The sequence below is a fragment of the Metabacillus sp. KJ11-3 genome, from assembly GCF_055808295.1.
Genome location: NZ_JBVVRS010000002.1, coordinates 48,130 through 71,377, shown reverse-complemented (window position 1 = coordinate 71,377; position 23,248 = coordinate 48,130). Strand labels below are relative to the sequence as shown.

Sequence of the window (23,248 nt, the reverse complement as noted above, 5' to 3'; positions counted from 1 at the left end):
TTTTCTTTGCAAAGTAAAATACAACTTAATTTTAACATCACAAAATTAATTTCACAAAATTCCCAAAGTGTTTAATGGATATATCTAGGTATTTAGTCGAGTGGAAAATAACCTTTTTTCACCGCTTCTTTTTCGTTAGGAAAAACTTCATCTACAGGGTATGAATACCCTTCATCATCACGATAGTAATACTTTATGTCATTAATCACTGTTCCGAAATAATCATGTTTTTTAATAATACGACTTCCACCAAGAGCAAAGTTATTATAGACATTATCTGCACCAAGCGGATAACCTTGAATAAACGAAATCACACCAATATCATCAATCGTATTTTGCCAATCCTCCCCACTTATAACAGGCATGGTGAATCGGTAGGTAATTCCATATTTTTTAGCGTAGGTATTATGACGATTGATATAATACTCAATCTCATCCTGCACAATGTTTAATATGGTGCTTCGTCTAACATTTTCAAAGAGTTCAGCATCTTGTAATAAGGGAATATCAAGTGTATCCTTAATTTCTTCTCTAACCCCCTCGTTCCATTTGTCCAGGCTCTTATCATATGCAATCACATAATCATCAAGAGTAAAAGAAAGCATATTCCCTTGATTATCCTGATACACAAAAGGTTTCATCGGCATTTCAACATGTTTTCGAATCAATTCATTATTGGCATCTTTGTATTCCTCCATCGCATAGATATAAATCCCTTTATAATCAACAATAGCCATAACAGGAATATAAGCTTGCAATACCCCTATGCCATTGGGATTTTCTTCAACATTATAGTTCGTAGACAGTGTTTTATAGAAGGTTTCGAACGCTTCTTGTCGGTTAGCACTCGTTGATTTATCAGATCCATATCCACTTTCATATTCTTGATGAACATTTGTTAGTAAGGACTTGGCTGCATCATCAACAGATGCTGTTAGTGCATGGTCATATCGTGAAGAAAGCTGGTCTGCTTTTTCAATTTGATTTCCTTTTACATGCATGGTGAACCAAAAAGGACCTAGTATTAAAATAAAGATAATCGCAAAATTAGTAATCTTCATTGTGAACCATGCCTCCATATGGAATCTGAATCACAACAGGATTTCCCGTATTTCCACTAGTTAAGAAATCACGAAGAATGGTTGAATTTGTTCGATTTGTGTTTTTCACTTCCACTTTAAAGTAGTCACCAACAGTTAACTTATATACTCTTCTGTCATCATCTTCCGGAAGCGTGTTGTCAGGAAATAAAATAGGTAGTATTTGAGCAGAATAATAGTTTTGATAATCTGTCATATATTCTTCTGTAAAAGTACTTGGATCACTTGGATCTGTATAAATAGGAAAATAGGTTTTTTGTTCATGGATTAACTCAATGTCATATGTATATTTAGTTTGCTCTAATTCTTGGGTGAATTGTTTGTACATTGTAGGAGTTATATAACCTTTGTTACGAACGGAATCTACAAATTTAGTAACCGCATTTTGAGCGGTTAGACTTGCCAGTTCGTCTTCTCGTTCAAAATTAAACGAAAGAGGTACAAGAAATAACAACACAACCGCTATTAATACTGCAAACATTTTCGATATAGCATCCATCTGTTAAGGCACCTCTTTCGTATAAGTTATTGTTTGGACCTGACCTGCGCTATCTCTCGCAATAATTTCTTCATATATTGCTTTTACATCAATTTTTGAAGAAAAATCTTGGTTTGAAATATCGGCATTATTTACGCTATAAGTATAACCATCAACGACAATCTGAAAGTCTTGGCCATAATACAAGTAAAGTTTCCCAACGATTTCTGATCCATAAATTTTTGTTTTTTCTGGTATAGTTAACTTTTGTATTAAAGAAGGATCTTTTTGAATGATTCCCTCTTTCTCGTATGCTTTATCAATCATAAAGTTTGTTTCAAGAGATAGGGTAACTGCCCCCAATGTTATGAACGCAGCTACCGTAAATAGTAGGAATTTCTGAACAGATTCCATGAATGTCCCCTATTATAGTTGTGTAAATTCTATTCCGCGGATCACTTTGTTACTATCACGAACAATCTTTGCATTAAACTTACCAGATGGATTAATATACTCACTGCTAGATTCAACAGTTGTATTTGTTGTTGATCCACTTGCAGTTACTAAAGAATCAGGAGTTGAAGCATTATAGTTGTACCATGTAGTACCTTTACCAGTTGTTACTTTTATACCAATCTCTTCATCTCCAAATTTACGAATTGCATTTAATACCTGCGATCCACTTACATCAGCATTGTCATAGACTAGGAATGTTTGCTCTGATAATTCAGTTTGTAATCCACTAAACTCTTTTTGTGCTGCTTTACTACCATCTGCTGCAGTCGTATAGATAATGACTGTTAAGGTAATTAACGCGATTGTTATAAATAATCCTGCTCCAAACATAAGGGCTCTTTTCGATGCATCCATTTAGGTCACTCTCCATTAAGTTAATAGTTTTTTACTGTACTTGCTTCATAACCTCTGAAGCTTGGACAATACTGATATACAGCATTGGAATAACTAAGTATAAAAAGATTAAAGTATAGATTGGTGCGAGTCCTAAGATCTCACCCCACCATTTCTTTTCATTTAAGACTGTGTCATTATGACGATTCCGTTGTTCGATATAGAATTGCTTTTCTAAATCAATATCATCAAATGCGTCTAAGACAGATATTCTTGTAACGGCTAGATTCAAACGGTCAACTAATCTAGTAAAGGATAGGAATGAAACATCTTCTTTCAGTTCCATCAATGCTTCTTCTGGACCACTGTCATAGTTTAATAAACATTTTTTAAGAGGCTCCTTGAAGATAACAGCAAATCGCTCCATCCATTCCAGTACATTTTGAGCTGAAACACTCTCAAAATGAGAAACGACATTGATTATGGTATAGAATTGATTAACTTCCTCTTCCATATCCATCTTTCTCATAAAGGCTTGGAAATGAAGAATCCAAACTGGAGTAAAGAATGCAGCAACACTAATCAGCATTGCGATAAGTAGCTCCCACCATTTAAAATGAGAGTTTTCTACTTTTTGTATCTTTTCAAATATTCTTTCAGCTGTTGTAGTGATCTCATTAGCCTGTTGATTTCTATCTAGCTCAAGATTCTCTGTCACATATGTAACGATATCGTCATAAGATGTATCTTTCACCTCCTCAAAATGGATGATTGCTTTACGATCAAAGTCTGTTTTTTCCTGGGCTTCTACCTTTTCCTTTTCAGTCAATTTCCCCATTAACACATTTGTTGTTGGGCTGTATAATGCATTTTGAGTTATTGAATAATGACTGAAAACAAAGATTCCAATAACGATAAAAAAAGTTAAACATGCAATGATTAAGCGTTGAGTATAAAGCCATTCCAACTTTGTGTGGGAATTGGCAGCTTTTATTAAACGTGTTAGTTTGAAGTATTGTTTTTGGTAATACTTCGGTGTAAAAGCATCAACAACATATTTAATAGGTCTGATATTATAAACTCTTTCACTCCAAAGCTTTCTTTTTACATGAGATGTGTATTTTGCTTCATTAATTTCACGCATTTTTCGTATTAATACATAGGCTAGTAAGATGACGACATATAAAATAATTTGGCTAATTAACCCCACAGTACTTTCATAGAAAGACTGCATGGAAGGGAAATATGTGATAGCCCATTGACGAATTGGAAATGTTAAAAAAATTGGAATAACAGTAATAACACTTAATCCTTTTAAAATCTGAGAAAGTTTGTCTCTGTGAAGAATTTCATAGTTAAGTTCTTGAGTTAAACCAGACAATCCATTTAAGAACACAGATCCTTTCTCAGTTCGTACATCCCCTTTTTCTAGTACTAATACACAAATGCTTGCGAATGCTTTTAAGAATCTGTTAGGTGCGACACTTTCATATTCCCGAAGCATTTCATTTGGATTAGTCGATATAAGGATTTGATAGATTCTATCTCCTTGTAATTTAACCTCATAGGAAGCTAATTTTGTTGCTTCATAAATGGCCTCATCAATCATTTTGGTTTGTTGGAAGCTATGCCGAACATCCGATAGAAAATCCTTGAATTGTTTAATTAAACGATCTTCTAATCTGTGAACAAACATGTCTATTAAAACCCCGTTAAGGAAGATAACCGCAATAATGACAACAGCTATAAAAAGTAAATTTGGATTAAAAGCAGCACACACAATAACTATGAGGGCCGAAATCCCTATCGCGGTAAAAAGGATCTTCATTACTTCTCTACGAAGCTTATATTCGTCATAAGAATTAATAGTTTCTAAACGTACTCTTACGTTTCTCACTAATCCCCTTAATATTGGAGTTCTAACGAATATTGGGTAATATCTTTGAGCGATTGTTCCAAAATGATAGCGAAGTCCTTTTTTATCTTTCGGAAGGAGTAACGATACATTTGTTTTCTTTTCGCCTTCTGATTTTCTATCGACATACATATATAACAATGAAAATATAAGTGTACCGACAGCTGAGAAAGCTAAAATTAATTCAACTAACAAGTTCGTTACCCCCAATTCTCATTCATAAATACTTGAAACTCTTCTGCCTGTTTCGGTGTTAATCGTTCCATCATTTCATTCATTTGGATATTACTGATACGATTAACAGTTACATACTTACCATCCCTGAATTCAATGATATTTTTAGATTGGAATGCCTTTCTGTCCGTTTGACGTCTAAAGTATTCTGTCATTGTATCCATCATGGCATCTAACTTTTCTTCTTTTGTTTCTTTTTCTTTCCATTCCGTCGGATAATCAATTTCCTCATTTAATGGGATACACTCTGTTATACGTTCGATGTAACGGTGCCCATCAGCACCTCTCTTAAGATGCACATCAAAGTTAATGACATTTACAACCTGTTGCTCGGCTATCTTTTCATTGTTAAACATACCTGACTTTAAAAGAGAGTTTCGTAAAGAGTGTACTAGATCTCTAAATGTCTTCGCATGGTGGGTAAAAATAGTAAACTCTGAAGCTACTTGTGCCATTTGAATCATCCATGTCGCAACTGGATCAGTCGCAACTTCTCCAAGGATATTAACGGACCCGTCTGTTTTCTTCTGTAAATCTAGTCCAGCTTGACCTGTCACATGCTCAGTCTCTTGGAAACTAAGAATATTTCGATCAGGATAGATTTTACGTAAATTTAACTCAAATGCCATTTCTTGAATACGTAGATTAAGAGTTGGATTAATATACTTAATCAAAGCCATAAGGAGCGTGGTTTTACCTGAACCTTGCGAACCGGTAACTCCTGTCACTCTACCGCCAGCCATAAGGTATTTTAAAAGATTGATCACAACTTCACTGTTTTCATCTTGAACAATACTCGGCAGTGATGCGCTTGGTAAGTCGAATTTACGAATAAAAAATGCCCATGATTCTGAAAAATTAGGTCTAACAACTACGACACGTGACCCATCTGCCATTTCATTGACAATAAAAGGTCGTGACTCAGATAATTGACCTGGATTATTGTTTTTATAGATTGTCTGTGTTACTCTTCGCAGTTCTGAATCTGTTTCAAATGATAAGAATGAAAGATGAATCGTTTTACCTTTGTACATGATCCAAACTGAGTCAACAGCTCTAGGAGCAGTTTCTAATTTATTGTAAGTTTCCATTTCATCTTCGATCGTATCAATAGTTTTTGGTAGTCCGGAAACTCCACCACTAACTCCATCTATTAATTGGTCCCGGATATCATCAATAACTCCGAAGCCTTTATATATTGAAAAGACACGCTGAACGACAATCTGAAGTTTGTCATCAAAAGTAAGGTTTTTACGATACTCTTTTTGAAATATCGTATTGATCTCTTCTTTTGAAATGTAGTAACCATCTTGATCAGCTGATTGAACCGGCTTTAAGCGATCGAGATTGTACTTTTTAATAAGTTCTGATAAAGCATTTGTTTCATGCTTCTCTTTATAAAGATGTAAAAGAATGTCGAACTTATCTTGATACGTTAACTTACTTATATCTAAGAAAGGTATAGGAATGTTAACCGTTTCTTCATTTAGGTTATATGATTGAATTAGTAAATCAGATATAAACTTCTTCACGTACAGCTTGTCATTGACATTCCCAGTGTTACAGTTTTTAAGTGCATCTTCTAATTCAGCTCGTTTACGTTTTCTGCTCAAATATTCAGCTTCGGATAAACCAAGATCATGAAGGTTAGAATTTGCAATTTCATTTAAAGACTTTTTTACATAATTTACAATTTGAGGGATGTAATACTCTTCTATTTCATAGCTTTTCTTATGTTGTTTTATTCTTTGCTCCACATCTTTTCGCTGTGTCAATTTAAACACTAAAAAGAGTGTGATAATTATTAATAGAACAAGAATGATGATTAAATTTAAAGCTGCTGACATATCAAGAAACCCCTGACTCAAGTAAGTTCATTGATGTTGATTGACCTAATTCGTTAACTTCCTCAACAGAGACTTGTACCTGAGTTAATTTCATGATCTCGTTAACTAATTTCTCAACCTCATTCACAAAATAGAAATTTGGATTTGACTTTGAGGCATTATTTGCTCTTAAGAAAAACTCTATGACATTTCGATCATTACAAGCGTCCCTAAACGCTGTATTATAAGGAATCGTTAAGATAGGAGTTTTACATTTAAACTTCCTTTGAATGTTTTTAACCGTATAGCGTGATTTTGAATCATATTGCGAAAGAACAATAACATAAGGTTTTTCATCTAGAACATCGAGCCAATCCACTTTGCTAAAGAACCTTTCTAAAACATGAATATTTTGATTAAGATTCACAACAATCAAGTCTGCTTCATTTAACACACGTTTTGTCATTTGATTTTTTGTTCCAGAATGTACATCAACCATACAATAATCATAATATTTAGATGAGACTTTAAAGATGGTATCCAGTACACTATCAATATTTTTAAACATCCCTTGGTTGGATTTAGAGCTCCCTACAAGTAGCTCCAAGCGGTCACGAATAACAGTAATAGTATAATCCGCTACTTTATCATCAGTTAGTCGTTTACTCATTGCTAGTCGTTCGAGTGCATCAAGTCCCGTATCCGAGAAACTTAGTAGATCCCCTTTATTGGACTTTTTTGTAAAGGCAGATTCTAATGTTGAATGAGAGAGCTGAGTCTGTGTAACCATTGTCTTTACATTGTGTTCTACCGCTAACATACTGGATGTCGCAACAAGGTTTGATGTATTACCTGCTTGACCATGGACCGGTGACCAAAAAGCTACTATGCTCATAATACGAAATCCCCTTTCTCTAATTTTTTGAAAGCTATTTTTGTTTCTTTTTCATGATGACCAGATAATGAAATAACAATGGAAGAGACCACCTTTTTATACTCTTTGGATAGCTTCTTAAAGGTTGGTTCCATGTAATACTGCATGTTAATTTTGTTGGCTGCATCCATTTCATCGAATGGTAACTCATAGTATGAAGCTGTCCATTTTATATTGTGATTAAAAAGTTGGTTAAGGTATTTATCATCTAAATCACTTGGCAAATCATAGGTAACTCTGTTGAATTCTTTCTCTTTTTCATTAGCACGAACAAAGCTATTCACTAATTCTGAGTCTTCGATTAAAGAAATTTTATCGTGATCACCAACGTAGAAACGGGTATGGAATGATGACCATTTTGATAGGTGATCAATATGATCAATATCTAGAAGAACATAATCATATGATTCAAGTTTTTCATTTGCTTGCTTCATTGATTTTTCTAATTCCTCCGGGCTTGAAGCAGAAGCTATATCAATATTGAAAAAATCGTATAAACTATTCTCTTCTTCATATTTTGTATAAGTTTTCAGATATCGTTTTTTCATTGAGCAATCGACAACAACTGTTTTATAACCAATTTGGGAAAGAGTCAGAGCAACGTATAGTACTAAGTCGCTCTTATCTCGTGTTCCGAGGAATAAAACTTTTTTCATTAGTTACTCCCCTCCGTTTGTTTCATCTAGTTTTTCAGCAGATTCTTCAAATACTTCTTGTTGTGTTTGAGCTTCTTCTTGTTTTTCTTTAACAGCTTGTTTTTGTTGATCTTTCATTGACTTATATGTATTTTTATCTTCTTCTGCTAGTGTTTGTAGTTGAGAATCTAATGATGATCTTCCTCTTTGTTTTAGTTTCTCGGTCGCTACATTCACTACGTTTGGACTTTCAAGAATTAACTGAAGCACGTTATCTTTTGGTGGGTATGTAACAACAGATTCTTTCTGGATATAAGGGTCAACATATGGAAGTGCATAGATAATTGCATTCTGCATGTAAGCATCTACTATTCCTGATGACATCGTCAGGATCTCTTCTTCGTCCATATTGAATTTAATCGTTTCTCCTTCAACATTTGTTACTTTCTTTTTAGATAACAAGATGTAGTCATTCCCATTTGGGAATTGAATACGAACATCAACAAAATCCTCTTCCTTTAAGTTTTGCGTTAACTGGATGAAACTATATTCACTTTTTCTTAGATCGTTTGGCGTTGCTTCTTCTTTAAAAAGAATAGCTTCAGTCATGATTGATTTATTTTTCAAATCAATCTTGGCAATTCTTCCTTCAATATCTTCTAAGCTTAAAAGGTCGTTAGAAGCAGTCTTTTCAGAAAGAACAATTTCATCAACCATATCAGCTGTAATTTTCGTTCCTGCTTCGACATCTTGATTTAAGGCATAACCTTTTTCTTGCTGAATTTTCCAAGTTTCTAATGATTCGATTTTCTCTTCGTAAGCTTTCATTTGTTTAAATTCATCCTGTTTCCAATTGGTGTAGAGGAAGTAAATAGCAATAGTTGCTATGATAAGGACCGTTACGGCCCCAATACTTCCAGCTACAAGTAGATTTTTTGTACGCTGCCTGATTTTCATTTATCTCTCTCCTAATTAAAAAAATGTAATTGCCATAACGACAAAAGAAATTATTAATATCGCGATACCACTCGCTACAAATACGTTTGTAGATGGTTTTTCAGCTTTCTTAGTTGGTAGATATTTATTAAGCATATCCTCAAAGACCATTGCAATCTCTTTATTATTTGAATAAGGATCGGATTGGGTTGGTATACTGAAGGTCGTTAATTTAGTGTCCTTTTCAACATCACCAAGAGTCCTTGAATCAATAAATGGGATAGCAAGGATCCAATTATCTTGTTCATGTTCTTCAAATGTTTTTAAAAAGCTAAGTAAGTTCTTTCTTTTCCACTCAGTACCATGAGCTGTTACAATCTTTAAATGTGACCGGAAAAATTCTTCGAAATAATCCGTGTTATCATTCCAACCAATGTCTAGAATAATGAAATCGTATTGATGAATTAGATCAGAAATATTTAATTGATTAATTCCTTTATAATGATCTATACCTTTGATATTGAAATGATTTTGAGTTGAAGTGAAACCCTTCCCCCTCGTAAACATATTCAATCTCAAATAGATGATTTGAATTATTAGCCTCAATTAATGCTACGTTCAATCCCCTATTGTTTAGAAAATTCGCTAAAAGTAATGATGTATGGGTTGAACCTGTGTTAGCTTCTACGCCTACTACCCCAATAAAGACTGCACCTACCAGCCTTTGCTGAACAATTATCTTTTCTTTTACAGGAATTTCAAATAACAAGTCTTCCTCATCAATTAGAGATAAAAAGTCCTCTTTGCCGTTATCTACTTTAATCTGTTTTTTTTCGGGATTAATATCGTTTCTCTTTTCACTTTGCTTTGTAGATTTCTCATATCGAGTAGCAATTTCGATTTTTTGGGGTTGCTGTTGAGAATGTGGGTTTCTCCATGGAATACTGGTATCAATTTCTCTCAATTCTTTAACATCTGTAAATGTTTTAGGTGTTTTGATAGAATCTAGAAGCTCAGCTACTTTATATTTTTTTGTGGTTGTTAAAAAAATGTTATAGATACCTATACTCACTAATTCTGATAGAAATGGATGCCCAACTTTCTCGGTAGCTAAAATAATAAATTGAACATTAGGGAAAACTTCTCTAATTGTTAGGAGACAATTAGAAAGAAACTCAAGACGTCTATCTTCCATCTTTTGAGCAATATCACTAGACATTAATATTGCATCTGGAGGGTTTAACTTCCCTTTTTCTTCATTCATTAGGTATTCAATTAAATCTTCAATACTTACACACACTTCTGGAACATGATGTTCCCGTTCCTTAATGTGTTTAGAGAATGCTTCAGCAACTTGCTCATTAGCCATTGCAATAAGAACATTCAATAAAATCAGCTCCGTATCTTGTATTGAAAGTGCAATTTAGAACAAAAAAAGCACGCACTCCTTCTGTAAAAGGAGTGCGTGCTTCGCACATATATCAATAGTTTTTATATGTAATTTGTAATAGGTATTTAGTTCTTAAACAGAATACCATTACAATATATTAACCGTCAATAACTTTCTCTTCGGTTTTTTCAAGAGAATCAATTTCAAGATTTCTACAAATCATATCGTTACCAGTGACCCTATCAACTATATAAACACCCTCATTTGTTTCTTCTTTCCACAAAGAAATTAAACCTTCTGGAAAATAAGTCTGGTTTTCTTCATCTTTCCAATCAAAGTCTAAAGAGTCATATTTTAAATACATATGATGCCTCATGTTCATTTCAGGTACAGGGAAAAATGTTTCTGTACTTATAATGGTGGATAAAGTAATTTCATCTGTTAAATTAACGATTGAAGCAACTAACCTTTGTGTTATTTCTTTTATATGTTTCGGTGTATTAATGCTTGTTAACTCTTTTGGTACATCAATAATCATTAGCATTTGTTGAGGTTCTGATAAATTTGATGTAAGAGCCCAATATGACCATATCCCCTTCATAAAGGACACTAATGTTTCTTCAATTGAACCTTTCTCATACATATAGGTGTATCCACTACCTTCTATGTAGTACCAATCAATACTTCTAAGGCTATTAAACTGATTTTCCAGCCACTGTTTTCTTTCTCCATCTTCTAACCGTTCGACAGCTCGAATATACCCTTTTAATGGCCCTTCTGCATGTCTCCTATAGGAAGCTAACGGAATTAAACCAGTACGACTTTCACCCTTTAGTAAAGATATTGCTTCAAGGAATGTTTGAACAAAGTCCATTCTATTCATATCGAACAATTCATTAATTTCGATATTTTCTGTGGGCATCTCTTCAAAAGCTATAAGATCATATGCATCTTTAATTTCACTTGTACTTACGTCATTGGCTTTAATCCTAAATACTGTCTTTGGATCATTGGCAGTTAACTTATTTGAGATTGTATCCAGTATCTGATGCTTCCTTCTATTATTGTTATCACCTATAACAGCTAGCTTAGATTCAAATTCACTTGCCCAATTCCACTCAAAACGTTCTTCAATTTCATTGAGAAATACTAATTGCTTTTGTAAACTAGATTCCATTTAATCCACTCCCTAATATGATTTTTGATAAATAAGCATAAAAAAAGCATTATCAAATAAACTTGATAATGCGTGCTTCGCTTCTCTACCTGTTATCTATTAAATTTTTATATTCTCTATCATAATGTTCTTCAATATAATCTTCAATAAAAAGATCTCTTTTATTTACATTTTCTGACTTACTGAATAATCCCGTTTTTATCATACGTTCATTATCAGGCTTTTCAGACCATAGTTTCAAAGCTTCTTTTCTTAATTTAGATTCTACTCTTCTAGCAGTTAAGCTTTCTATTAATCTTTGTTCCCTCTCCTGCTCTTTTTCTTGAAGAAGATGTTCCCTATTCATTAATTTAGACTGTTCTTCCAAAAGCAATTTCATTTGGGACATTTGATGACTGATCAATTCACCCACTTCATCTTTTAATTTAGCTGCATTTTCTTCCGCTGACTTTTCGATAGCGTCCGTAAATCTCTTTTGTACTGCATATAGATCTAATACTTCTAGATTATCAGTTTTAGCTTCTTCTGGTGGAAACGGTCGTAACTCAAAGCGATCAACTAACTCGTCCATAATTAATTTAAATGGTATGTTGTTATCTTTTCTACGTTTATCAATATACCTCAATATATTCAAGTCTAGTTCGTCATATATTTTTTGGCCACTATCAACTTCTCTACTAACGTAGTGAATCTTATTTTCTTCTAGTTGTTTAAACCAACTATCAACAGTAGAAACACTTCTTTTCTCTGCTAACTTATGAAAGTCCCCTATCCGCCAATATTTCACTTCTTCCTCAGTCATATTCCCTCTCCTTAATACATTATCTTATCTATTAATCTACCACATTTCTTTTTTGAAATCTACCAATAAAGAAGCAATAATGGATAAACCTTTAATAATCCATAAACAATAATGCATCAATAACGAATAAACCATCGAAAACCCCACTTCCCTACCCTACCAATAATCACTAAACAACCAATAAACCATAATCAATAAACCAGGAATAATAAATATCACTTCAATTATCCGTAGCTAATAAACCAGTAATATTCAATAAACCTTTAATAACACACAAACAATAATGCTTTAATAATTAATAGACCTTTAATAGACCATTCACAATGTACCAGCAATAATCGATAAACCTTTAATAATACACAGACAATAAAACTTTAATAATCAATAAACCGCTAGTAAACCATTTACAATATACCATTAATAATCGATAAATGTTTAATAATCTATTAACATTTACTTTGAAAAACAACACGAATTGCTGATGTTTCAACATGCTGGTGCACAACAAAAACTTATTTTTTCTAATTCCCAAACTCAACATTCTTAGGTTGTAACAAAACAGTAGTATTGGTTCAAATCCTTATTTAACTGGTTTTATTCGAGATGGTCCATGTAAATAAAATAGGGTCTATTGATGATCAATAATAACTTGATAATCCTTAAATAATAAAGCTTTAATAACCAATAATCCTTTAATAAACCTCAAGCAATAAACCTTTAATAGTCAATGAACAAGAATTGATCCGTGAAATCAAAACTCTTGAACTCACGTTATCCCTGATTCCATTGCAATGAAAATTCAGACCTTAACATAAATAAAGGTTTTTTGTTATATAGTGCCAGCTTTATTGAAAAATAATACAGGAATAAACTAGATTGCTTTAATAGTACTTACATAATAATCCTTGAATAATCAATAAACCTTGAATAAACCATAGAAACACCTTATATATATTTATTGCTGCTATGTTTATATAATTGTTTATACAATTGTTTATATACATAATTATATATTCATTTATATAAACATATATATAAGGGTTTATATAAATGAATGCCCAACTTATTATATAAATAAAATCTATCGAAACACTAATTTATTGCCAATCAGTATCATGTAAGCAAAAAAGATTTTTTATTTATATAATCTTTTAAATAAATGGTTATATAAAAGATTATATAAATATTATATTTTTGTAGCGTTTTGTTAGGGAAGGGGTGTTAAAAGATGAAAGTATATAGAAAAGTGGGGGGGTTCATAAAGTTCATTTAAAATATATTGAATTTCACCATTAGTCTTGAAAATTTATTGTATATTCATTACAAAAAAACCATTAATTTCGGGGGATAATATAAGCCTAATCATTTAAATGTATTTTATCCATTTATAAATCTTGCACATCATCATGAGGATGAGATAACAAGAGTATTTTTAGTAATATTTTAGAACCTTCCACTTACTCAAGAGGTTTTTATTAGGAAGAAATGAAAAAACTAAACTGCGAAAGAATTATTCATCAATATGAAGATCCAAAAACAATGATTGTGGAAATTAAGACACAAATAACATATAGAAACAAATTATTTTGATATGATCTGAAGAAGGCTAGTTTCAATTGTAATTTTTAATGAACAATTACTAAAGAGAAGTAGATAACAGGTAGTTCAAGGCAAGGCTATCGCGATATGACGGAGTAGTGGTATACGAACCAAAATGGCTTTTAATTACCGAAAATAAACCAGAAGTTAGAAATATATGGCTAGAGCAGCTCGACCGAATGTAAAGGAAGGAATTGAACTAGAAGAGGAACGCATTAGCCTTACGTGGAAGGGGATAATATCAAGGTTTATAGATTTATTGGAACAAGAAATGCTAAGTACCTTAGAAAAAACCTTTTTTAGAGGACTTCCTTGAGTTCATGGATGTTAATTTCCCGTAATTAAACCCTTATTATAAACTCTCAGTTTGCAAAGATAACAGGCACCTGATGCTAAAGCGTTCTGTAGCAATCATGGAGCAACCATACATAGGGGATATCCTTTATCATAATGGATGGAAGCATTATATTGCTGTTGATAAGAAAAGCAAAACAAATAGCTTTCGGTCAACATTATATAGGGGTAGCAATTGGACCATGCGATGACTGAAAGGTTGGAACAACCGTTTTAATGGTGTAGTTCAAAATTTGGAACATTATTTGAGCTGGTTTCGATTTATAGAAAGCATTAAACATCGTACTGACAGACGCTTCAGTAAGTAAAATGATAGTGGAAAGTTGTCTTTTTCCCACAAATATCACTAACCAAAAGTTAAGATTATCAACGTTTAATAATAATTTAGTAATAAAAGAGTGAGTACATATGGATGTTGAAATTGGTTATTTTCCGAAGCACTATTTTAGCAAGGAGCCCGATGTTGGCGGGATTTCCACTCGCTATTGAAGGGACTGCAAACTATGTCTTTGATATAAGTAACTTTTATCTTCCTGAGTGTGATGAAAACTTCCTGCTTTTATGAATGGAAGATATTAAAGCATTTCCAATTTACTTTTGTACTGAATTTTCTTCACATTGGGAAGAGGATTATGAAACAGCTTGCAAGGAAGCAAATGTTAGTTGTAAATACATGTTCCAACGTCATCGATTATGTGTAGCGGTTACTGAGGTTCAAAATGTAAAGTAATTCCAAGAACTTCTTCCAATCTTCAGATCTATGGGAAGTTCAAATGAAATAGTTTTATGGTCTACAAATAAAGATGTATTTAACGTGGAACAAAGAGAATGGAATGGAAAGGAAAGGACACAGAAACAATAGTGGTTATAATAGAAGCTAACACAAATATCTTTTGGATTGGCTATGACAGGGATAACATTGCAGTTCTCTCAAATAACCTAGAATTCACCGCATATGAAAAGATATGTAGGGCGCTTCCCGACCTTATAAATCCAACTCTGTGCGAATACGGGTGATTATTATGCAAAATGACGAGACCTTTAAACAATGTCTCGTCATTTTGCATAATAACAACAATAAAGTTTAACATAGCCCTTTTTTCAAAACATGTTGTGAATTTTATTATAGGAGGGGTGTGTTGTACGAATGAGCCTAAGTAACGGCCTTTTACTAAAGCATAAATCTCTAAGTAATATCCTTGATGAAATAATCGAGAAAAAGGATTGTAACAATAGGCATAATTTAGATGAAATTATAAATATAAGTAAGCATAATAGCTTTAAAGTCCTTAACTTAAAGGAAGGTAGGTAGTGATTACTTATTTATAGGAGTAAAGGCAGAAAAGTCATATATGTAGGTGAGTCAACTAATTATGGTTTAAAAATCCGTATTCGATAACATATTAGATACCATGATACTGGTACTTAATAAATAACATGATGTATATGGAAGTAAACTATAATGGTTCGCCCAACGAAGTTATTAAATACTTAAAGAAACAACGTAGTATTATCATAACCAGGTCGGTTTGATATTAATATCCAAGCCAAAGTGAAGATGCTTGAAACGCTTGCAATCATGAGTTTTGACCCTAAGTATAACAATATACTTTGAGCATTCTGCTATTATAAATTACGCTTAAATACCGTACCATTCTTTAAAATATTATATAAGCAGAGGACTTCACCAATACTTAAGGTGACATACTCTACAATCACAAGGAAGGATAGGGGATCATGATATAAAATAAATAAGCCCTTATAGAAGAACGAATAAGTCATTAGCATTTAGACATCGTAAACTAAATGACTATGGAATTATGAAAACCTGATTAGTATCCATAGGGGAGTACAGAGTAAAAGTTTTATAAAGTTAATCCTCAAAAGAAAAAGCCAGTATCTACAATATTTGAATTGTAGATACTGGCTTTTCTTATATTAAGAAGTTTGTTGAAAATGGAATAATATCCTCTTCTTTAGGTTTATTATCATCATGATTTTCGTTGCTAATAATTTTTTTGTTATCCATATCATCCTTGGCAGTTTCCTTAGAATCAATCTTTTCAATAGTTTCTACCTTTTTTTCTTTTTCTATATCCTTTGTTAAAGGATTAACAGGAAGTTCTTTTTTTAAATCATTGCTCTTTATTCCACCAGCAACTTCATCATTCTTTAATTGTTCATTTTCATTGGATATCTCTTCAGATTTATCTATAGCAGCTGGAGATTGTTGTTCTTGAAGAGAGTGCTCTTTTGAGTGGTTCACATTTGCTCTTTCATCTTTTATATCCTTTAGATAATGGACCGGCACATTTTTATAATAACTAAATGTTTTATTAAGTTCTTCGCTTATATCCCGTATCCCGTTCTCTGCAATATCTTTTTCAATAAAATATCTTATAGACTCAGAGATTACAGATTGTTTATTAAACCATTCAACAATATGATCAGGTTCATTTTCCTTTAACTTTATACCTATTTGATCGCCAGGTTTTTTTAATTTAGTTCTATGCCTTGGCATGGTATGCCTCCTTTCATAGAGGAAAGGCATAACCATAACAGATTATACCTTTGTTTCTATCTTATCCTTTAGCCACTTCTTTTTTCATGTTATTAAGCAATACTTGAAGCCCCATAGTATTCATAAGTGCTGCATACTCTTCTGGAATCCACAATAACTCTTTACCTAAATCATCAGCCAGTTCTTTTAAAAGAGGGAATAGTGCATCTTTCATTACAATGCTACCGCCACCATAGACCATAAACAGATCTACTTCGTTATCATATGCTTCTAATACTGAACGGAAGTGATCGTAGATAAATTCCGCTTGATTAACCATTGATTCATTAAAAAATTCCACCGCATCTTGGTGGTACTGATGATTTGTATCTTTTAAATACTCACTGAATTTTTGTCTAGTTAATTTAGTTAAACTCGAATGTTTGTCATTAAATTCAACCATTGCTTCCTTAATGGCATGTCCAACACCATTATTACAACCATCAACATGAGTGTGATCTAGATTAAAACCAATCGACACCGGTGTATCGCATGTACCATCACCCACATCAACATGCGCAACTCTTTTGTTTATTAAGTATTGACCAGTAATATCCCTACCGTATGTTTCTTTAAAAAGTCTAAACATTTCACCTTTATGTAATTCACCATCCAGATTATAAATAGCCGAGAAAATTGCAGGTGTACCTTCAGGTGCCACTTTGACAGTTTCAAAATTTATTTTCACTAATACATTCTCAGTATTAATATGAACCGTTACCGTATGAGGACCATCAGTAAAGCGACTTGAAAACTTCTTAGCATTTTCTGGATTCCATTGTTTAACAGGTAAAGCAGTAAGCATATCAACAGTCACATCTAATTCTTGAGGTATCTTTTGGTTCTTGTTGTAAAAATCTTGTACAGCTTTAGCTGCAACTGTACCCAAAGTATTAATAATTGGTAGATCACTATTGTATTTTTTATCTAATGATATATTCATTTCAGTTGCTTGATATTTACTATTTAACGCTCTATTACCAATATAATAGCGTCGATTAAATTTAATGCTAGGCGATTGAACCGTTACATCAATATTAGAGAGTAGGGTTGGAATTAATGACTCACCAGGAACATCCTGTACAAATCCTTTAGATGTAGGTCTTACATAAACGTTTGGTTGTCTAACTAAATCTCCATTGATATATAGAGAATGTTCTGAATTCCCATTATCGTTACTTACTTTCAATTTCATATTCGAAACTTTTGCCATAAATTTTTCCTCCTCAGAAAAGCTTTGGTAATTTTTATTATATAAACAATTATATAAATCTATTATTCTAAGGTCAAGTAAACCGACTTTTTTATATAAACAATTGCATAAATTATTATATAATCTTTTATATAATCGTTTATATAAAAGATTATATAATCGTTTCACTTTAGATCATACTAAGACAAATCCAAATACCCGTTTTAAAAGGAAGTTGAAGATATAAAACTACCTCTCTTTAAATCCTAGAGTCCACCTATTTACTACATTATCTCCTGGTCACTTTTCCATTTTTCCAGATAATAAAGCGGGGGAGAAGGAAACAAAAAACCAAAGCTAATTTTTGAACAATCCCTATCTGTTTCACAAAAATACACCGTGCTGTTATATTACAATTCACACTCGAAAAATTTCAAGAGGAAATCTACGCTTATATAGTACGCTTATATAGTACGGATCTCCGTTCGGGATAAGCGTACTAGGTAAGCGTATAGTATAAGCATATATGTAAACCAATATTCTATAAAAGATGAATCTCTATCATGATCAATATAATATTTGTCTTATTTCCAAAGCGCAATTTAATTGTGGTCATCTGCACTATTAAAGTGTTATTCTATAAACATGAAAAAACAGAAGGTTTTTTTAACATAAGACTTGAAGTTTAATTAGGAGTTTAAAAGCCTGTTACATATATAAGGGAGGATTTAAAAATGCCGAAGGTATTAGGATTTCAACTATCTCCTAAGCAAATAAACGCTCTAGAATTTATGTATATACATAGAGCTGTTACGATGACTCAAATTACCAGAGGTCTCGGCTATAAAAATACATACACTTCATATAAAAACATGTATAACTCAATACTCAAATTAAAGAAGGATAAGCTAGTAGATTCAAACCCTCAGAAAAACACACTAGAACATACATTCTACTTAACGAGTGAAGGTCATGATCTAATGACCAGATATAAAGGCATACATCCAACTAAAAAAGGCACTGGCTTTTTCCACGATCTTGGTTATATTCCTCATGATCTTTACAAATATCCTCAAAAGCAATTTTCTCATTTTAAGCTAATTGTAGATTTGAGTATTGAAGTTCAGGAGTTTAACCGCTTGCCGAGAATGAGCGAAAGGAAAACGAACATACATTCCCTCTCGAAGAGTGAGAGGTTGTCGAACATACGTTTCAAAGTGGCAGAAAGAGGGCTATCGAACATACATTCTTATTCTAGGACACGAAATTTCAGATTACCAAACAACTTCAAAACGGGTTTCCCTGCCTACTCTAGAGTAAATAGTGATGTACACAAGGTTGCCTTCCGAGATAATCTGTATTCTGCTAAAGATTTCAAAGTGAAAGAGAAGAATAAAACAATTAAAGTAAAGTATCGACCAGATGGAGAACTTTTAATTAACGATAAGATTTATTCAGTTGAAATTGACCGTTCGACTGAAAGAAAAAATGCTCTTATAGATAAATTTAAAGGGTATAAACGATACTTCGATTATTTAACGCAAGAAAATCAACCGCTTCCCGCAGCAATTGTTTTCGTTACAGAGGAACGGAATAGGGATTTTGGTTTGGCTATTCGTTGGGAATCAATTAGTAATGCTTTCTTTAGTGGAATAGGAGATTATGCTAATCAAGTGAATCTTAAATTGATAACAATTGATAAAACAAAACAATTTTTATTAAATGAATTATCCAATTCTTTATTTAAGTTAAAGATAGGAATAGAATCGTTAGCATCACGCGGCAATCTCCGATTCGGAAAAACGATTTTACGATATAACGGGCCAATCACTAACAATATGTATGCTGTAAATAAAGATAATCAGTTTTACTATTATTTTGGAAAAGTGGATGGGTTTGAGACTCTTGGTTGGATGAGAGCGGTCGAATTTAAGAAAGACATAGACCATGTGAATATCGAAGAAAATGGAAAAGTGATTGATAACATTGTTCCAGTTCTATTCTTTTCAGATGAATTCTCACAGGTAGCGGGGCAATCCTTATTAGCAAAGAATAAAAAGTTATTTGATAAAACCCTATACTTCAACCTTAAAACATTAGAGTACGATTATATGGATATTCCATAATTGATACACTTATTGACAATAGAGTTTTAAGTTTCTATACTTAAATCAATTAAATAATTAAACTAATAAAACGGAAGCACCGATTTTTGTATATTATTACAAGGATTGGTGTTTCCTTTTTTTGTGAAAAAAGGAGGATTTTGTTTGGAGCAAATCAGTAAATTAAGGGATTTTTGGCTTAACCATGGAGACAGAATTGAGGAATGGACTCGTTTAAAGTTTCACACATATTTCGTAACGGTTCTAATCTCACTTAATACTCTGTTAGGAGTATCCGCTCTTTTGACGTGGCTTAAATTGGGGTTTGGCATCCCCATACCTTTTACTTTTCTCGGTGACATATCTTGGACTAGCTTTAATATTTTATTAAATCTACCGATTATTACTTGGTTTTATTCCACCATTACATATCCAATAAAGAAGGGATATAAAGTTGTTATTGATTGGAGGGCCACAGAGAGAGGAAGAATCCTTTCATTTTTCCTAAATATAAGCTCGACGATATTAATGTTATGGGTAGCGGCTACTAGATATATTCATGAGCATTATGCCGGCCCATTAGAAACCATTTCTTTATCAAAAAAGGAACACCCAGGATTTTTAGTTCATGATTTGAGTTCATTTATTACACTTTTATATATCATACCGCTTATTCTCACACTTATCTTACTTACCATGACATATCGGCACTTTAAGATAAATGAAGAAATATTAAAAAGACAGTTCTTCAGCTGGGAGTTTAAGCCGATTGCTCGTTTTAGTCACTTTCTCGTATATGATAGCTTTGATGTAATAGTAGGTTGGGATAAGACAACAAAAAAACCCCTAGTTTTAAAAGAAGCTGCAAGGTTCATCCATGAATTAGTAGCTGGAGCTACAGGGAGTGGTAAGACTTCTACAACTTTGTTATTAAGGATTGCTCAAGATCTAGTGAAGATTGCTCGTGGTATTCCGGGGGGAATTGTACTTTTGGAACCAAAAGGAGATGCCGTAGATGATGTCCTTAAATTAGCAAAAAAATCAGGTGTACCCGATGAAAAAATACTAGTTATTGACCCTACAAAATCTAACAGTACTAAGTTTAACCCATTTTCAGGACCTTTAGACGCAGCTGCAGCATCCTTTACAGGTACTTTAAATTCTTTAACTGGTGACCAAGACGCCTTCTTCAAAGGTCAACAAGAAGAAACAGCAACTCTTTACACCATGTTAGCAAAATTAGCATTTCCTGAAATTGCTAACATCACGACATTACAAAGAATGTACCAAGATCCTCGTTACCTTGCCAATGTAACCGAGTCTGTTCGTAAAAATCTAGATAGACAAAAATCAAATCCTGATCTATCACCAGAGGATAAAAACTTACTTGAGCGTTATGAACGTGTTGTACGTTATTTCGAAGATGAGGTTTTGGACTATAAAACATATCGTGATAAAGAAGAAATTAGACCACTTACTTATCCAGATGATCACCGCTATGCTGGTAAACAAATAGTTGAAAGTAAAAAAGACAAATATGTTTCAGGAGCTAAAAAGTATCTAAATGATATTGCTATGAATAGTTTGTTATCTGATTTAATGGTTGCTCAAGATGGAGAGAAGGTTCTTGATTTAGATGAATTTCTTAGAACGGGTGGAGTATTGTTAGTTAATACAGCTCTAGGAGATTTAGATGAACTTTCATTACTTTTCGGACAATTTTTCATACGTCAATTTCAGAGTGCAGTGTTTCGCAGACCTAAAGATGGAGAAGAAATTACTGTCGAAGGTAAAAAGACTACTTATAAAAGAATTCCTATTTTTTTCACCATCGATGAATTTCCGCTTTATGTAAACCAATCATTTGAACGTATGTTAACCTTGGGACGTTCTTATAATGTGGGAGCCATTATCGCAATCCAATCGCTAGGACAACTAGATGCTGTTATTCCTGGTTATAGACAAACTATTATGGGTAATGCCTCAACCAAAACTGTTTTCGGAAGAGGACCTACAGAAGATAACAAGATTTTCTCTGAAACATTTTTAGAGGAAGAAACTTATGAAGAATCATTAAATGAAAGTTCTACTCCAGTAACAGTAGAAAATCAAACATGGGGATTACGTCACAACACTCAAAAGATGTTAAAACCAAAGTTTTCACCATCAGATATTGCTTCATTACCTTTTAAACATATGATAGTTCAAATGGTAAATGAGGATAATTCATTAGATGATGCTAGACTTTCTACGGGTGCTTTTGTCTCAGAAGCTAAATTTTTAAAAAAGTACTTCAGAAAAATTGAATTGGCATCAGAAAAAAGTGAAGAACTTGAAATTGGTGAGATTCTAGAAAAGACAAAGTACTCAATAGAATCTTCTGAACATCCCCCAAAAGTTGAGGAGCAAAATCAAACACCTCCCTTTGATGACATTGAGATTATTAGTGAGAGAGAAGCAGAAGATAACACTCTTTACCCACATGATGAAACACACAATTTATTAGAAGGTGATTTCAATGATCAGGTAGATCCTTTAAATGAGACATTTGTTGAACCATTTGATGAAGTAGAGAGCAATACCGAACAGAATTCTAACGATCAAGTAAGTATTGAATTGTTTGAGTTTGACGAGAAGGTAGAAGAGACAGTTTCTGATAAACAAAAAGCTACTGTTAATATTGAGCTAGAGCAGTTTACTTTCGATGAGGAAAAGCCAAAAAGTCAATTAACAATAAACTTTGATTCCTTTCCAGAGAATCTCGATACCGAAAAAGAAACACAACCAAAGAAATTAACTTCTGTATCTAGACTTTCCTATAAAGATAAGAGCAATCAGTCAGTTAATCGAGATGAAGAATCACTGCAAACTGCAAAGAAAGAGATAGCTGCTACTAAACATAACCTAGAGCATAGTATTCCAGACTCAGAGACAGATCAATCAATAAATGAATTAATTAAATATATCTCCGCTGAAGAGAATACTGTTGTTGAAAATAAAGAATCAGGTAGTGAAGCTCAAAATACAAATGAAGAAGTAAACACTAAGAATAGAGACTCTTCAAATGATGTTCTTCCTAAAGGGGTAATGGATATCAAAGAAGAAGTTGTAGATGATTTATAAAAAAGGTTGAGTTTTAAAGATTTTTTCTTTATAGTAAAA

17 protein-coding genes and 1 pseudogene are annotated in these 23,248 nt (G+C 32.9%); 3 read left to right on the top strand and 15 right to left on the bottom strand.

Features of this window, described 5'->3' with window-relative positions; translation table 11 throughout:
• Positions 1-92: 92 nt before the first annotated feature.
• The 13 genes from AC0L8O_RS25860 to AC0L8O_RS25800 all read right to left on the bottom strand — a co-directional run bounded on the left by AC0L8O_RS25860 (position 93) and on the right by AC0L8O_RS25800 (position 12,276).
• Positions 93-1,061, bottom strand: a complete 969-nt coding sequence (locus tag AC0L8O_RS25860) for a hypothetical protein (protein WP_473449369.1) — start codon at positions 1,059-1,061, stop codon at positions 93-95.
• Positions 1,048-1,599, bottom strand: coding sequence for a hypothetical protein (locus AC0L8O_RS25855; protein ID WP_473449366.1), 552 nt, complete (start codon positions 1,597-1,599; stop codon positions 1,048-1,050). Before AC0L8O_RS25855 ends, AC0L8O_RS25860 begins: the two co-directional genes overlap by 14 nt.
• Positions 1,600-1,602: 3 nt before the next feature.
• Complete coding sequence (locus AC0L8O_RS25850) at positions 1,603-1,992, bottom strand: hypothetical protein (RefSeq protein ID WP_473449363.1); 390 nt, start codon at positions 1,990-1,992, stop codon at positions 1,603-1,605.
• A gap of 12 nt (positions 1,993-2,004) precedes the next feature.
• Positions 2,005-2,448: a hypothetical protein gene (locus AC0L8O_RS25845; RefSeq protein ID WP_473449360.1), complete on the bottom strand. Its 444-nt coding sequence runs from the start codon at positions 2,446-2,448 to the stop codon at positions 2,005-2,007.
• Between the two features lie 31 nt (positions 2,449-2,479).
• Positions 2,480-4,537 carry a hypothetical protein gene (locus tag AC0L8O_RS25840; RefSeq protein ID WP_473449357.1) on the bottom strand — a complete coding sequence of 686 codons (2,058 nt, stop codon included), beginning with the start codon at positions 4,535-4,537 and terminating at the stop codon, positions 2,480-2,482.
• Positions 4,538-4,542: 5 nt separating this feature from the next.
• Positions 4,543-6,423: a pilus assembly protein CpaF gene (locus AC0L8O_RS25835; protein ID WP_473449355.1), complete on the bottom strand. Its 1,881-nt coding sequence runs from the start codon at positions 6,421-6,423 to the stop codon at positions 4,543-4,545.
• Between the two features lies 1 nt (position 6,424).
• Complete coding sequence (locus AC0L8O_RS25830) at positions 6,425-7,297, bottom strand: P-loop NTPase family protein (protein ID WP_473449352.1); 873 nt, start codon at positions 7,295-7,297, stop codon at positions 6,425-6,427.
• Positions 7,294-7,992 (bottom strand): P-loop NTPase family protein, encoded by a 699-nt coding sequence (locus AC0L8O_RS25825; RefSeq protein ID WP_473449349.1) that lies wholly within the window; start codon positions 7,990-7,992, stop codon positions 7,294-7,296. Before AC0L8O_RS25825 ends, AC0L8O_RS25830 begins: the two co-directional genes overlap by 4 nt.
• Before the next feature lie 3 nt (positions 7,993-7,995).
• Complete coding sequence (locus AC0L8O_RS25820) at positions 7,996-8,928, bottom strand: SAF domain-containing protein (RefSeq protein WP_473449346.1); 933 nt, start codon at positions 8,926-8,928, stop codon at positions 7,996-7,998.
• Positions 8,929-8,943: 15 nt separating this feature from the next.
• Positions 8,944-9,474 carry a hypothetical protein gene (locus tag AC0L8O_RS25815; protein WP_473449344.1) on the bottom strand — a complete coding sequence of 177 codons (531 nt, stop codon included), beginning with the start codon at positions 9,472-9,474 and terminating at the stop codon, positions 8,944-8,946.
• A complete protein-coding gene (locus AC0L8O_RS25810; RefSeq protein WP_473449340.1) occupies positions 9,404-10,294 on the bottom strand; it encodes a hypothetical protein in 891 nt (296 codons plus the stop codon). Before AC0L8O_RS25810 ends, AC0L8O_RS25815 begins: the two co-directional genes overlap by 71 nt.
• A gap of 160 nt (positions 10,295-10,454) precedes the next feature.
• Positions 10,455-11,474: a hypothetical protein gene (locus AC0L8O_RS25805; RefSeq protein WP_473449337.1), complete on the bottom strand. Its 1,020-nt coding sequence runs from the start codon at positions 11,472-11,474 to the stop codon at positions 10,455-10,457.
• Between the two features lie 85 nt (positions 11,475-11,559).
• A complete protein-coding gene (locus AC0L8O_RS25800; RefSeq protein WP_473449334.1) occupies positions 11,560-12,276 on the bottom strand; it encodes a MerR family transcriptional regulator in 717 nt (238 codons plus the stop codon).
• A 2,144-nt stretch (positions 12,277-14,420) separates the two neighbouring features.
• Here AC0L8O_RS25800 and AC0L8O_RS25795 point away from each other — a divergent pair.
• Positions 14,421-14,631 (top strand): annotated as a pseudogene (locus AC0L8O_RS25795) (IS1595 family transposase); the annotation flags it as partial.
• Between the two features lie 1,531 nt (positions 14,632-16,162).
• Here AC0L8O_RS25795 and AC0L8O_RS25790 read toward each other — a convergent pair.
• Both AC0L8O_RS25790 and AC0L8O_RS25785 read right to left on the bottom strand, forming a co-directional pair.
• Positions 16,163-16,750 carry a hypothetical protein gene (locus tag AC0L8O_RS25790; RefSeq protein ID WP_473449332.1) on the bottom strand — a complete coding sequence of 196 codons (588 nt, stop codon included), beginning with the start codon at positions 16,748-16,750 and terminating at the stop codon, positions 16,163-16,165.
• Between the two features lie 61 nt (positions 16,751-16,811).
• Complete coding sequence (locus AC0L8O_RS25785) at positions 16,812-18,002, bottom strand: ParM/StbA family protein (protein WP_473449330.1); 1,191 nt, start codon at positions 18,000-18,002, stop codon at positions 16,812-16,814.
• A gap of 713 nt (positions 18,003-18,715) precedes the next feature.
• On the opposite strand from AC0L8O_RS25785, the gene AC0L8O_RS25780 reads away from it, so the two are divergent.
• Complete coding sequence (locus AC0L8O_RS25780) at positions 18,716-20,107, top strand: hypothetical protein (protein WP_473449328.1); 1,392 nt, start codon at positions 18,716-18,718, stop codon at positions 20,105-20,107.
• A gap of 144 nt (positions 20,108-20,251) precedes the next feature.
• Positions 20,252-23,209: a type IV secretory system conjugative DNA transfer family protein gene (locus tag AC0L8O_RS25775; RefSeq protein WP_473449326.1), complete on the top strand. Its 2,958-nt coding sequence runs from the start codon at positions 20,252-20,254 to the stop codon at positions 23,207-23,209.
• Positions 23,210-23,248 lie beyond the last annotated feature (39 nt).